The sequence below is a fragment of the Streptomyces sp. NPDC029044 genome, assembly GCF_040637495.1.
In the GTDB taxonomy this organism is placed as follows: Bacteria; Actinomycetota; Actinomycetes; order Streptomycetales; family Streptomycetaceae; genus Streptomyces.
Window position 1 is genome coordinate 1 of the sequence record NZ_JBEZWN010000052.1, and the last position, 13,035, is coordinate 13,035.

The 13,035-nt window shown below is 72.4% G+C and carries 12 protein-coding genes and 2 pseudogenes; 12 read left to right on the top strand and 2 right to left on the bottom strand.

The window, feature by feature from the left end; all coding sequences use genetic code 11:
- Positions 1–848: alpha amylase C-terminal domain-containing protein (locus AB0E85_RS30280; protein ID WP_361933730.1), on the top strand; the 848-nt coding region annotated here is incomplete at its 5' end.
- A 110-nt stretch (positions 849–958) separates the two neighbouring features.
- Entirely contained in the window at positions 959–2,047 is a 1,089-nt protein-coding gene (locus AB0E85_RS30285) for a glutamate--cysteine ligase (protein WP_361933732.1), read from the top strand.
- A 28-nt stretch (positions 2,048–2,075) separates the two neighbouring features.
- Here AB0E85_RS30285 and AB0E85_RS30290 read toward each other — a convergent pair whose 3' ends face one another.
- Positions 2,076–2,309, bottom strand: a complete 234-nt coding sequence (locus AB0E85_RS30290) for a DUF6480 family protein (RefSeq protein ID WP_107460137.1) — start codon at positions 2,307–2,309, stop codon at positions 2,076–2,078.
- A 151-nt stretch (positions 2,310–2,460) separates the two neighbouring features.
- On the opposite strand from AB0E85_RS30290, the gene AB0E85_RS30295 reads away from it, so the two are divergent.
- A complete protein-coding gene (locus AB0E85_RS30295; protein WP_361933735.1) occupies positions 2,461–4,359 on the top strand; it encodes an AMP-dependent synthetase/ligase in 1,899 nt (632 codons plus the stop codon).
- Positions 4,360–4,476: 117 nt separating this feature from the next.
- Positions 4,477–4,911, top strand: coding sequence for an ATP-binding protein (locus tag AB0E85_RS30300; protein WP_033309377.1), 435 nt, complete (start codon positions 4,477–4,479; stop codon positions 4,909–4,911).
- Positions 4,912–4,958: 47 nt separating this feature from the next.
- On the opposite strand, the gene AB0E85_RS30305 is transcribed toward AB0E85_RS30300, so the two are convergent.
- Positions 4,959–5,330, bottom strand: a complete 372-nt coding sequence (locus tag AB0E85_RS30305) for a PRC-barrel domain containing protein (RefSeq protein ID WP_361933737.1) — start codon at positions 5,328–5,330, stop codon at positions 4,959–4,961.
- 345 nt (positions 5,331–5,675) lie between these two features.
- Here AB0E85_RS30305 and AB0E85_RS30310 point away from each other — a divergent pair, with 345 nt between their 5' ends.
- From AB0E85_RS30310 to AB0E85_RS30345, 8 genes and pseudogenes are all read left to right on the top strand, one after another.
- Complete coding sequence (locus AB0E85_RS30310; RefSeq protein WP_361933740.1) at positions 5,676–6,077, top strand: STAS domain-containing protein; 402 nt, start codon at positions 5,676–5,678, stop codon at positions 6,075–6,077.
- Positions 6,078–6,342: 265 nt separating this feature from the next.
- A complete protein-coding gene (locus tag AB0E85_RS30315) occupies positions 6,343–7,230 on the top strand; it encodes an STAS domain-containing protein (RefSeq protein ID WP_361933743.1) in 888 nt (295 codons plus the stop codon).
- Positions 7,227–7,646 (top strand): STAS domain-containing protein, encoded by a 420-nt coding sequence (locus AB0E85_RS30320; protein WP_361933745.1) that lies wholly within the window; start codon positions 7,227–7,229, stop codon positions 7,644–7,646. The genes AB0E85_RS30315 and AB0E85_RS30320 overlap by 4 nt, the downstream gene beginning before the upstream one ends.
- Complete coding sequence (locus tag AB0E85_RS30325) at positions 7,646–8,086, top strand: anti-sigma regulatory factor (protein WP_361933836.1); 441 nt, start codon at positions 7,646–7,648, stop codon at positions 8,084–8,086. The genes AB0E85_RS30320 and AB0E85_RS30325 overlap by 1 nt, the downstream gene beginning before the upstream one ends.
- Positions 8,086–8,496, top strand: a pseudogene (locus AB0E85_RS30330) (anti-sigma regulatory factor); the annotation flags it as partial. The gene AB0E85_RS30325 and the pseudogene AB0E85_RS30330, both read left to right, overlap by 1 nt.
- A 606-nt stretch (positions 8,497–9,102) precedes the next feature.
- Positions 9,103–9,708 (top strand): annotated as a pseudogene (locus AB0E85_RS30335) (SpoIIE family protein phosphatase); the annotation flags it as partial.
- On the top strand, positions 9,705–11,432 hold the full coding sequence (locus AB0E85_RS30340) for a SpoIIE family protein phosphatase (RefSeq protein ID WP_361933747.1): 1,728 nt from the start codon (positions 9,705–9,707) through the stop codon (positions 11,430–11,432). The pseudogene AB0E85_RS30335 and the gene AB0E85_RS30340, both read left to right, overlap by 4 nt.
- Positions 11,433–11,649: 217 nt before the next feature.
- Positions 11,650–13,020, top strand: a complete 1,371-nt coding sequence (locus AB0E85_RS30345; RefSeq protein WP_361933750.1) for an NAD(P)/FAD-dependent oxidoreductase — start codon at positions 11,650–11,652, stop codon at positions 13,018–13,020.
- Positions 13,021–13,035: the final 15 nt, after the last annotated feature.

Genomic DNA, 13,035 nt, shown 5'->3' on the forward strand with positions numbered 1-13,035 from the left:
ACCAGCGGCACGAGGTGGAGGCGGCGCGTTTCGCGTTCCAGCAGGCCTGGCAGAAGGAGACCGTCGGGACCCGGCCGACCGGCACCGGCGGGCTCGGCTTCGGGCTGAAGTGGAACATGGGCTGGATGCACGATTCGCTGGAGTACATCGCGCACGAGCCGGTGCACCGCAAGTACCACCACCACGAGATGACGTTCTCGATGGTGTACGCCTACAGCGAGAACTACGTCCTGCCGATCTCCCACGACGAGGTCGTGCACGGCAAGCAGGCGCTGGTGTCGAAGATGCCCGGCGACTGGTGGCAGCGGCGCGCCACCCACCGGGCCTACCTCGGCTTCATGTGGGGCCACCCCGGCAAGCAACTGCTGTTCATGGGGCAGGAGTTCGCGCAGGGCGCCGAGTGGTCGGTGGAGCACGGCCCGGAGTGGTGGCTGCTCGACGACGGCTACCACTCGGCGGGCGACCACCGGGGCGTGCGCGATCTGGTGCGCGATCTGAACGCGGCGTACCGGGCGACTCCGGCGCTGTGGCAGTGCGACACCCGCCCGGAGGGCTTCCGGTGGGTGGCGGTGGACTCGGCCGACGACAACGTCTTCGCGTTCCTGCGCCACGACGCCGAGGGCAGGCCGCTCCTGGCGGTGTCGAACTTCTCCCCCGTGGTCCGGCAGGACTACGGCCTGTGGGTGCCGGGTGACGTCGTCGCCTGGGAGGAGCGCCTCAACACCGACGACACGCGCTACGGCGGCAGCGGTGTCACCAACCCGGATCCGGTCAAACCGGAGGACGGCCATGTCCGGATCACGCTGCCTCCACTGGCCACGGTGTGGCTGACGCCGTTCGCCGGGTGAAGTCCCGCCGTCCCACCAGGTGTCCTCCCCGCTGAGAGGGGCACTGGGGGTCGTACCACCGGGAGCACCCGGTGGTACGACGCGGCAGGGCACAGAAGGGCGGGCATCAGGTGCGCACCGTGGGAGTGGAGGAGGAACTCCTCCTGGTCGATCCGGAGACCGGGGAACCGCGGGCGCTGTCCGCAGCGGTGCTCGCCCGGGCGGAGAAGAACGGCGCGGATCAGGACGTGTTCGAGAAGGAACTCCACGAGCAGATGCTGGAGTTCGCCACCCATCCGCAATCGTCCATGGAGAGCCTGCGCGCGGAGATCGTCCGCTGCCGCACGGAGGCGGCGCGGCACGCGGAGGAGATCGGCTGCACCGTGGCGGCGCTCGCCACCTCACCGCTGCCGGTCAGCCCCGCCGTCGGCTTCGGCCGGCGCTACCAGTGGATGGCGGAGCAGTACGGCATCGCCACCCGCGAGCAGCTCGTCATGGGCTGCCACGTGCACGTGTCGGTCGAGTCCGACGAGGAGGGCGTCGCGGTCGTCGACCGGTTGCGGCCCTGGCTCCCGGTGCTGCGGGCGATCAGTGCGAACTCGCCGTTCTGGCAGGGCAGGGACACGGGCTACAACAGCTACCGCAGCCGGGTGTGGCTGCGCTGGCCGTCGGCCGGCCCGACCGAGATCTTCGGCTCGGCCGAGCGGTACAACCGGCTCATCGCGGACATGGTGGCCACCGGGGCGCTCCTCGACGACGGGATGATCTACTTCGACGCGCGGCTGTCGCAGCGGTACCCGACCGTGGAGCTGCGCGTCTCGGACGTCTGTCTGCACTCCGGCACGGCCGTGCTGATCGCCACGCTGGTCCGGGGGCTCGTCGAGACCGCCGCACGTGAGTGGCGAGCGGGCCGCGAGCCGCTGGACCACAGTGTCAGCCTGCTGCGGCTGGCCGACTGGCAGGCGGCCCGGTCCGGACTCGCGGGCGAGCTGCTGCACCCCGCGACCATGCGGCGCATGCCCGCCGAAGCCGTCGTCCGCGCCCTGCTGGACCACGTCGGGGAGGCCCTCGACGATTCGGGTGATCTGGCGCGGGCCGAGGCCGCCTGTGACGAACTGCTGCGGGAGGGCAACGGGGCTCAGGTGCAGCGCGCGCTGATGGAGCGCACGGGAAGTCTTCGGGACGTCGTCACGGAGTGCGTCCGCCGTACGCAGGCGTGAGGCGTCCCGGCATGCCCGGACGGTGGGCTCAGAGGATCAGGACGAGGGCGTAGGCCAGGAAGAACGCCGCGATCAGCACGGTGACGACGATGATCACGGTCAGCGGGGCCTTGGCCCAGCCCTTGGTGGGGTTGTGCGTCTCGCGGGGCAGCGTCTCCGGCATGCTGCTCTCCGCGGGTGGGGTCTCGCCCGGCGGAACACCGCCGCCGGGTTCCAGACCTGGGGTGCGTTCGGGTTCGGGATCGGGGCTGATGTGAGTCATGTCGTCCGGGTCCCCCGATCACGCCGAGATCATCAGCGGGTCCAGTTCCGTATTTTCCGACCCCGAAGGGTCCCGACTCGACTACATTCGAGCACCGCCGATGACGGTACCCGTCGGCAATGTCACACCCCGTACACGTCAGGAGCAGTGCATGCGCGACCTCGCCCTCGCTCCCCCGGCCGTGGCGCCTCTGACCGGCGGGCTCGCCGACAGCGTCTTCGAGACGGCGGACCGCGAACCGGCCCGGCCGATGCTCGCCCGCCGGGCCGATCCCGCCTCCGCGGTCTGGGAGGAGGTGACGGCGATCGAACTGCGCGACGAGGTGGTGGACGCCGCCAAGGGGCTGATCGCCTCGGGGATCGCGCCGGGCCATCGCGTGGCGATCATGGCGCGCACCCGGTTCGAATGGACGATCCTGTGCTACGCGCTGTGGGCCGTGGGCGCCGAGGTCGTCCCGGTCTACCCGACGGCCTCACGCGACCAGGTGGAGTGGATCCTGCGGGACGCGGGGTGCGTGGCGGTGGTCGTCGAGGACGAGCAGGGCGTCATGACCGTCGGCTCGGTGTGCGCGTCGCTGCCGCTGCTGCGTCACGTCTGGCAGCTGGACGCGGGCGCCCTGGCGGACCTGACGATGCGCGGCGAGCTGATCCCGCTCGCCACGGTCGACTCGATGCGCCGCATCGTGCTGCCGGACTCCACCGCCGTCATCGCCTACACCTCCGGCACCTCCGGCCACGCCATGGGCTGCGCTCTCAGCCACCGCAACCTCGCCGGCCCCTGCGACACGCTGCTGGCGGGCTGGGGGCACACCGCGGCGCCGCGCGGGGAGCAGGGCTCCGTGCTCGCGTTCCTGCCCTTCTCCCATGTGTACGGGCTGATGATCCAGGGTCTGTGCGTGCGCGGCGGGCTGCTGATGGGGCACCAGGCCGACCTGAGCGGGGAGGCGCTGTCCTCGGCGCTCCAGTCGTTCCGGCCCACGTACCTCTACGCGGTTCCGTCGGTCCTGGAGAAGATCTACAAGAACTTCCTGCGCACCGCTCAGCAGGGCGGTCACGGCGCCCTCTTCGAGCGGGCCGCCGAGACCGCCCGGGACTTCGCCGCGGCCCTGGAGCGCCAGCGGCTGGCCCGCGGCCGCGGGCCCGGCTTCGACCTGCGGCTCCAGCACGCGCTGTACGAGCGCACGGTGTACCGCAGGCTGCGGGCCGCGCTGGGCGGACGGGTGCGGCGGGCGACGTCCGGCGGTTCCCCCCTCAGCCGCGAGCTGTCCCTCTTCTACGAGGGCATCGGCATCTACGTGCACGACGGGTACGGCCTGACGGAGACCGCGGGCGGGGTGACGATGCAGCCGCTCGGGCGGGAGAAGTCCGGGACGGTCGGGCAGGCCCTGCCGGGCATGGAGATCCAGGTGGCCGGGGACGGGGAGATCCTGGTGCGGGGCCCCTCGGTGTTCCAGGGATACGTGGGCGACCAGGCCGCCACCCGGGCGGCGCTGCGCGGCGGGTGGCTCGCCACCGGCGATCTCGGGCAGCTGGACACGGAGGGCTATCTGACGATCACCGGCCGCAAGAAGGACATCATCGTCACCAGCAGCGGCAAGAGTGTCGCCCCGCTGGCACTGGAGCAGCGGCTGCGGATGCACCCGCTCATCCACCAGGCGGTGGTCGTCGGGGACAACCGGCCCTGTGTCGGCGCCCTGATCACGCTGGATCCGGAGTTCCTGGCGCACTGGCGGGCCGGGCTGGCGCTCCAGGGCGAGATGCGGGAGGCCCGGGAGGAGAACGCGCTGCGGGAGGAGGTCGCGCGGGCCGTGGCAGCGGCCAACAGCGTGGTGTCGCCGTCGGAGTCGATCCGGGTGTTCCGGGTTCTGCCGGAGTCGTTCGACGTGACCAACGGGCTGCTCACACCGTCGATGAAGCTGCGCCGGGACGAGATCGTGCGCCACTACGCTTCCGAGATCGAGGCGATGTACCGGTCGCGGAGGCGTCCCGGGCGGCCGAGCGCCCCGGACGAACCGTCGAACTGGGACGATTCCGACAACGTGTTCCGCTGAGCGTGCGGCCGGACGCGTAGGCCTCGTCCCCTCGGGAACACGCAACAGTGGCGACGCAAGAGAAAGGACGACAGCCCTGACGACAGCCCTAGCTGACGCCCGGGCCGGAAAGGCGATATGTCAACCGAGCCGCGTGGGGACGACGCCCTGACCTCCGAGGAGATCCCGAGCCGCACGAACAGCTTCGTGGGCGAGCCGCATGACGTGACAGGCGCGCGGCTGGCCGCGGAGGAGTTCCTGCGTGATCTGGCACGCTCCTCCCCGCCCTCTGCTCCCGAGTACTGGGACGACATCCTGCTGGTGGTGACGGAACTGGCCGCCAACGCGGTCCAGTACGCCCCGGGTCCGTTCGCGCTGCGCATGCGCAGGACGTTCGACGGGGTGCATGTGGTCCTGCACGACACCAGCACCACTGAGCCCGCCCCTCGCCCCTTCGATCCGCGCAGCGGCGGCGGGGGCATCGGCTGGCATCTGATCCACACGCTGTGCGACCAGGTCAGCGTGGTGGCCGACGACCGGGGCAAGGACGTGCACGTGTTCATGCCCTGGTGAGCCGGGAGCGTCACGGGCGCGCCGCGCCCGTGACCAGCCCGGACGGCTCAGACCGCGGCCGTCTCGCGTGGCGGCAGCCGGTCGTAGTAGTCACCCACGGCCCGCAGGTACTCCCGGTCCCGGGTCTCGCTGTCGGTCTGGAAGCGCGGCGCCGCCTTGGCGTCCCCCCTGCTGCACGCCAGTGTGACCTTCCTCCCCGTGATGTCGATGCCGGTGACGACTCCGGCCGGTACCAGGACGCTGCGGCCGAACACCCAGACGCCGGTGTCGACGACCAGGTGCCGCATGCCGTGTGGGTCGGCCTCCCGGTCCACGTGCCCGATCGTTCCGTCGGTCGCGGCGACGGCGAAACCGGTCAGGTCCTGCCCCTCCGTGTGACCGCTGTCCGGCGCGTACGACCAGATTCTGTCGATGGCCACGCTGCCCCATCCTCCCTGGCGATGTGCGGATCGCATGTTCTCCGGCGGGCGCCCCGCGCCCGCCCCGTCCCACAGCAGCAATTACCCTCCTGTCGCAAGCGCATTCGGCGCACACGCCTGCTACCGCACGCGACTTCCGGCGGCCGGTCCCGACGATGTCCGGCCGAGGGGGCATGGAGGACGGTTTCCGGGGTAATCGCGGGGGCGCGGTGACATCCGAGTCCGCCGGTGAAGGGAGGCGCATGAGGAACGGAAGTCGAGTCCGGAGAACGACCGGGATCCCCTCGCACCGCGGTCATCCCCAGAGGTGACCAGCCCAGGCCGTAGTACTTGTTGGAGGTATCCGTGCCCCTCGCCCAGAACCCGCTGTCCGTGGAAGTCGAACTGCCCCGGGAGGACGTGGCCCTGATCACGGTCGACGGCTACCTGGACGTCGACACCGCGACCGAGTTCCAGGCCCATCTGGCCAACCAACTCCACCACGGCCGACGGCACTTCCTGCTCGACCTGTCGTCCGTCCCCTTCATGGACTCGTCCGGGATGAACATCATCCTGCGGGTGTACCAGGAGACCCGTAAGACCGAGGGCAGCGTGCACGTCATCAGCCCGGCACCGGCCGTGCGGCGCATCCTCGACCTGACCGGCGTCAGCATCACCGTGCCGATATCGGAGAGTGTCGACGAGGCCCTGACCCGTGTCGACGAAGGACAGCAGCAGCCCGCGGACCCGGAGGGGCCGAACGTCTGACGGTCCGGGTGCACCCCAGGGCAGGGCGCCGGCGAAGGCCGGTGGCCCGGGGCCCTCGCTCCGCCCTGCCCGGGCGACGGCTCGCTCTTCGCACACCTCCGACGGCGGCTCCAACCGCCGTATCCCTGAACCGGATCGCTTGCGCCGGAGCAGGTGTCGTGCGAGGTCGGCGCATGGTTAGAGTTGTCGCCCGGCAAGTGTCACATCGCCGTCTCGTTGCCAGAAGCGGGCTCGGCCGACGCAACGCGGATGAGGAGAGAACCAGGTGCCGGAGCACGAAGCGGACGGACAACTCGCCACGCCCAGCCACGAGGTCAGGGACTTCCTGCACCGCCGGCGTGAGCAGATCGCCCAGCGGTGGGCGGACGAGCCTCTGTTCCGCACCGTGTTCACCGTCTCGCGCGACGAGGCGGTGGAAGCGGGCAAGGCCGTCGTGGACGCACTGGCCCAGGTGGCCGACTCGGAGCAGGTGGAGGACCCGGACGCCGCGGGATTCAGCGGCGTGCGCGAGCAGCTGGCCCGGATGGGAGCGGCCCGGTCCCGGGCCGGACTGAGCAACACCCAGGTCTCCGGCGAACTGGCCGCCCTGCGACCGCCCGTGGAGAACCTGCTGGCCGCCGATCTGGAGCAGGCTCCGCCCGAGCACCTGAGGGCCTGTTCGACCGCCCTGACCGTGCTGATGGGCACCCTGCGGCTGGTCGCCATGCAGACCGCGCTGAGCGAGTGGCAGGCGCTCAGCGACCGGCAGCGGATGCAGCTCATGGAGGTGGCCACGCCCGTGATCCGGCTGTGGGACGGCATCGTGGCCGTGCCGCTCATCGGGACGCTCGACAGCGCCCGCAGCCAGATCGTGATGGAGACGCTGCTGAACGCCGTCGTGGAGCAGCACGCGCGGTTCGCGATCCTCGACATCACCGGGGTCCCGACGGTCGACTCGCTGGTGGCGCAGCATCTGATGAAGACGGTCGCCGCGGCGCGGCTCATGGGCGCCGAGTGCATCGTCTCGGGCATCCGCCCCGCCATCGCGCAGACCATCGTGCATCTGGGGCTGGACCTGGACGTGATCACGCGTGCGAACCTGGCCGACGCGCTGGGCTACGCGCTGCACCAGCTCGGTGCGGACATCGTGAACCCGGGTACGGGTCAGCGGTGAACGACGCCCGCTCCCGCCCCGTGACCGGCCACGTGCCGGTCCTCCGGCTCGGCGACGTCCTGCTCGTCACGCTCCAGGGGGACCTGCACGACAGCACGGCGCAGCAGCTCCAGCAGGACCTCGCCGAGACCATCTCCCGTACCGGGGTGCACGGGGTCCTCATCGACATCTCCGGTGTGGAGATCGTCGACTCCTTCCTCGGCCGGGTGCTGGCCGAGATCGCCGCGCAGGCCAAGCTGCTGGCCGCGCGCACGGTGGTGGCCGGTATGCGCCCGGCCGTCGCCATCACCCTGGTCGAGCTGGGACTGACGCTGCCGGGGCTGAGCACCGCGCTCAGCACCGAGGCCGGCATGGAGCTCCTCGCCCAGCGGGCCCCGGTGCGCCTTTCCGGCGGCCCGCGTCAGGAGAGTCCGTGATGCACACCGCCGCGGGCGTGGAGGCCTGCTTGCCCATCCGGTCGGACATGGACCTGGTGTGGGTGCGACAGCACGTACGGCAGGCCGCCGCCCGGCTCGGCTTCGGTCTGGTGGACCAGACCAAGATCATCACCGCGGCCAGCGAGCTGGCCCGCAACACCCTGGTGCACGGTGGTGGCGGACAGATGGAGGCGACGCGCGCCGGCACTGCTGGTGCGCAGGGGCTGCGACTGGTCTTCAGCGACGAGGGGCCGGGCATCGCCGACCTGGACCTGGCGCTGAGCGACGGTTACACCTCCGGCGGCGGTCTGGGGATGGGGCTGAGCGGCGCGCGACGCCTGGTGCACGACTTCGACATCGACACCACGCCGGGGTCGGGCACCACGGTGCGGGTCACCTGCTGGGTGGGCCGGCCGCCGCGTCCGCGCGAGGAGGTCTGATGCCACGGGTGTGGGACGTGCCGGTGCGCGACGCGACCCGGGTGCGCGACGCGCGGGTCGCGGCGGAGGGCGCGGCCGCGCTGGCCGGGCTGGACGAGCGGCGGACCGCTGCGGCCGCGCTGGTCGCGACCGAGCTCGCGACGAATCTGCTGAAGCACGCCGACGGCGGTCAGGTGCTCATCGACATCGTCGCCCCGCCCGTGCTGAGGGAGGACCGGGAGGGGTCCAGGGTGGTGCAGATCGCCGCGATCGACCACGGCCCGGGCATCCACGACGTTTCCGCGGCGCTGCGCGACGGCTTCTCCACGACCCGCTCGCTCGGCGCGGGCCTCGGCACGTGCCTGCGCCTCTCCGACGACTTCGCCCTGCACAGTGTTCCCGGCCGCGGCACGGTCGCGGTGGCCCGCGTCAGCGCGACGCCCCGGGCCGGTGAGGCGTCGGTGCGGCCCGGAGGCAGGGTGGCCGCCGGCGGACGGTGGCCGGGCGGCGAGCCGCCGTTCGGCGCGGTGGCCTGCGGCGGCCTGACGGGCCACGCGGCGGTGCCCGGCACCGCGCCGGACTTCCCGGGGCCCGGCCCGGCGGCGGCCGGCCGTACGCGGGAGACGGAGCCGGGGCTCCACGGAGCAGCGGGCCGCGACGACCTCACCGGCACTCACATGCCGTGCGGCCGGCCCGGGCCGCACGCGGAACCGGCCCACGGCCTCACCGGCACCGGCACCGGCACCGGCACCGGCACAGCGGAGGCGGAAGCGACGTCCTCGTGGGCAGCGGCGCACGCCACGGCAGGCGCCGGCGCTCCCGGCGAACAGGCCGGCCTCCCGGCAGCGCCGGAGCACGACTCGTCCGGCCCCGGGATGCCCGGCCGCCGGGCCGGTGACCAGGCCGCACCGCCCCAGGACCCGGCAGACGGCAGGCGCACGGGCAGAGGCCCGCGGACGCACGAGCCGGACGAACGAGCACCGGTCCGCATCGCCCCTGGGGCCGCCTCGCAGAACCGTTCCTTGCCGGTCGCGGGCGTGCGGGCCGGCGGGGTGAACGTCCCTTATGGCGGAGCCGAGTACTCCGGGGACGCCTGGGGCTGGGTCCGGGCCGGGGACCGGGTGACGCTGATGCTGGCGGACGGGCTGGGTCACGGGCCGGAGGCCGCGCGGGCCTCGTCCGCCGCGGTCACGGCGCTGCACCGCTGGGCCCACCTCTCCCCCGCCGAGTCGCTGCGGCGGCTGCACGACGCGCTGCGGGACACCCGGGGCGCGGCCGTCGCCGTGGCCCAGCTCGACCTGTCGGCCGGGCGGCTGCGGTTCGCCGGCATCGGCAACGTGGGAGCACGGCTGCGCACCGGCGGTGTCTGGCGGGCCCTGCTGTCGCGGCCCGGCATCGTCGGGGTCCACCGGCCCGCGACCCTGCGCGAGGAGCAGGCCGACTGGACGGACGACCCCCTGCTGATCCTGCACACCGACGGCCTGCCCAGCCGCTGGACGCCGCCGTCCGACCCCGGTCTGCACGCGACCGACCCGGCCGTGACGGCCGCCGTGACGATACGTGACGCCAGCAGTCCCGCCCGGCCGGTGCGGGACGACACCGCCGTGGCCGTGCTGACCTCGACACCGCCGGAACACCCATGATGCGCACTTGGCAGATCACCACCGTCACCGACGCGGCCCGCGCCCGCATCTCGCTCGCGCGCCTGGCCGCCGCGTACGGTGTGCCCACCGTCGAACGGACCCGGCTGGCCTCCGCCCTCAGCGCCCACCTGCGTCAGTGCCTCACCAAGGGCGGCACCTGGCGGCTCACCATGGACCTGGCGGGCTCCCCCACCGAGGAGGGGCTGCTGCACGTCGTCGTGACCCCGTCGCCGGAGGCCTGCGCCGCCGGGGAGCCGCTCTGGGAGGTCACGGTCCCCTGCCCCGAGACGGCCGAGGCCGCCGAGGACGGCACCGTCGCCGCCGACCCCGCCGCCCTGTCGGAGGCGCTGCTCGGCGCCGACGAGGACACGGCCGTCGTGCTGGACAAGCTCACCGAGCAGGAGGACCTGGTCCTCTTCCACCGCGAGGAGCTGCACCAGACCAACCAGGGCGTGCTGGCCCTGCACGCCGAACTGGACGCGGCCGGGCGGGCCCAGCGCGAGGCCTTCGCCGCCGAGCGCAGCGCCCGCAACGAGGCGGAGAGCGCCCGGCGCCGGCTGACGTTCCTCGCGGACGCGAGTGCCGTGCTGACGGCGTCGCTGAATCACGAGGAGATCGTGCGCCGGCTGCCGGACCTGCTGGTGCCGGAGTACGCGAGCAGCGTCGACGTCTGGCTCTTCGACCACGAGGAGGACAAGCACCGGTCGGCGCCGCATCCGGCCGCCGCCGTCGTCGCGGCCCGCACGGGGCGGCCCCAGTACGCCGCCGACCACCCGGGCAACCTGCCCGGCGTCGAGGACCAGCCGCCGTCGGCGCTGGATCCCGGGCGGCCGCTGCTGTGTGTGCCGCTGCCGACACGACGGGCCCCGCTGGGGGTCCTGACGCTGTCGCCGCCCGGCGGGCGCTGGGATCCGGACGACGCGGTGATGCTGATCGAGCTCACCCGGCGGGCCAGCATCGCCATCGACAACGCCCGGCGCTTCGAGCACAACCGGGACATCGCCGAGACGCTTCAGCGCGCCCTGCTGACCGACCTGCCCGCCACTGCGGGCCTCAGTCTGGCCGCGCGGTACCTTCCGGCCACGCACGGGCTGAACATCGGCGGCGACTGGTACGACGCGTTCCCCCAGCGGGACGGCGGTCTCATCACCGTCATCGGCGACGTGACCGGACACGGTCTGCACGCGGCGGTCATGATGAGCCAGCTGCGCACCGCGCTACGGGCGTACGCCGTCGACGGCGACAGCCCGGGCCGGCTGCTGACCCGGCTGCACCGCTTCCTGCACCACCTCCAGCCGGACCTGTACGCCACCGCCGTCATCGCCCGGTTCCACCCGGACGAGCCCACCCTGACCTGGGCCGCCGCGGGGCATCCGCCGCCGGTGCTGCGCCTGCCCGACGGCACCGTGCGCACCCTGGACGCCAAGCCCGGCGCGATGCTCGGCATCCCCCTCACCCAGGAGATCGCCGACCACACGGAGCAACTGGAGCCCGGCTCGACCCTCGCGCTGTACACGGACGGGCTGGTGGAGCGGCGTGCGCAAGGCATAGACCCGGGTATCGAGCGGCTGGCCTCGGCGCTCGGCGGATTCCGTTCCGCGGAACTGGACGCGGACCTGGAGGGCTCGGCGGACCGGCTCCTGCATCCGCTGCTGAGCGACTCCGAGCGGGACGACGACGTATGCCTGTTGCTGTGTCATGTCCAAGGTGGCGCAGGGTCCTGACGGCGGGTCCGGCCGGCCGGGTATGCACGCGTTCTTCACTCCCGCCTGGTGCTTTTCGGCCACGGTGCGGGCATGGTGGTGATCGACGCGTTCGTCTGCCTGCCGCGTCCGACTGGCGCGCCCGTGGGACACACGGTGGGATCGAAAGGGTGCGAACCAGCGATCCAGGGGCAGTCGGAAGGCGTTCGAGGCAGACCGCCTGGAGCCGCAGAAAGGGATGAACACCGTGACACGACCCAGGATCCTGGTGGTTGGCGCAGGCTTCGCCGGTGTGGAGTGCGTCCGCCGTCTGGAACGGAAACTCTCCCCGGACGAGGCCGACGTCACGCTGGTGACGCCGTTCGCCTACCAGCTCTACCTGCCGCTGCTCCCCCAGGTCGCCTCCGGCGTGCTGACGCCGCAGTCGATCGCCGTCTCGCTGCGCCGCAGCAAGAAGTACCGCACGCGGATCATTCCGGGCGGCGCCATCGGCGTGGACCTGAAGTCCAAGGTCTGTGTCATCCGCACCATCACCGACGAGATCGTCAACGAGCCGTACGACTACATCGTGCTGGCGCCCGGCAGCATCACGCGCACCTTCGACATTCCGGGGCTGACGGATCACGCGTTCGGGATGAAGACGCTCGCCGAGGCGGCGTACATCCGGGACCACGTCATCTCGCAGCTGGACCTGGCCGACGCGAGCCAGGACCCCGCGGAGCGGGCCTCGCGGCTACAGTTCGTGGTGGTCGGCGGCGGTTACGCGGGCACCGAGACGGCGGCGTGCCTGCAACGGCTGACGCACGCGGCGGTCAAGCGCTACCCGCGGCTGGACCCGGGTCTGATCAAGTGGCACCTGATCGACATCGCGCCGAAGCTGATGCCGGAGCTGGGCGACAAGCTCGGCAGCAGCGCGCAGGAGATCCTGCGCCGGCGGGGCATCGAGATCTCCCTGGGCACCTCCATCGCCAAGGCGGGCCCCGAGGAGGTCACCTTCACCGACGGGCGGGTGATCCCGACCCGCACGCTCATCTGGACCGCCGGGGTCGTCGCCAGTCCGCTCATCGCCACGCTCGGCGCGGAGACGGTCAAGGGGCGGCTCGCGGTCGCCCCGGAGATGAACCTGCCGGGCGACGACGGGGTGTTCGCGCTCGGCGACTCGGCCGCGGTTCCCGACCTGGCCAAGGGGGACGGGGCCATGTGCCCGCCCACCGCGCAGCACGCCCTGCGGCAGGGCAGGCACGTCGCCGACAACGTCATCGCGTCGTTGCGGGGTCAGGTGATGAAGCCGTACGTCCACAAGGACCTCGGGCTCGTCGTCGACCTCGGCGGCACCGACGCGGTGTCCAAGCCGCTGGGCATCGAACTGCGGGGGCTGCCCGCCCAGGCCGTGGCCCGTGGCTACCACTGGTCGGCGCTGCGCACCAACGTGGCCAAGACGCGGGTCATGACGAACTGGCTGCTCAACGCCGTCGCGGGCGACGATTTCGTGCGGACGGGGTTCCAGGCCCGCAAGGCCGCCCGGCTGAAGGACTTCGAGTACACGGACGCCTATCTGTCGCCGGAGCAGGTGCGGGCGCAGGTCGAGGGGGCCGGCCGGCCGGAGTAGGACCGGGCCGGGCGG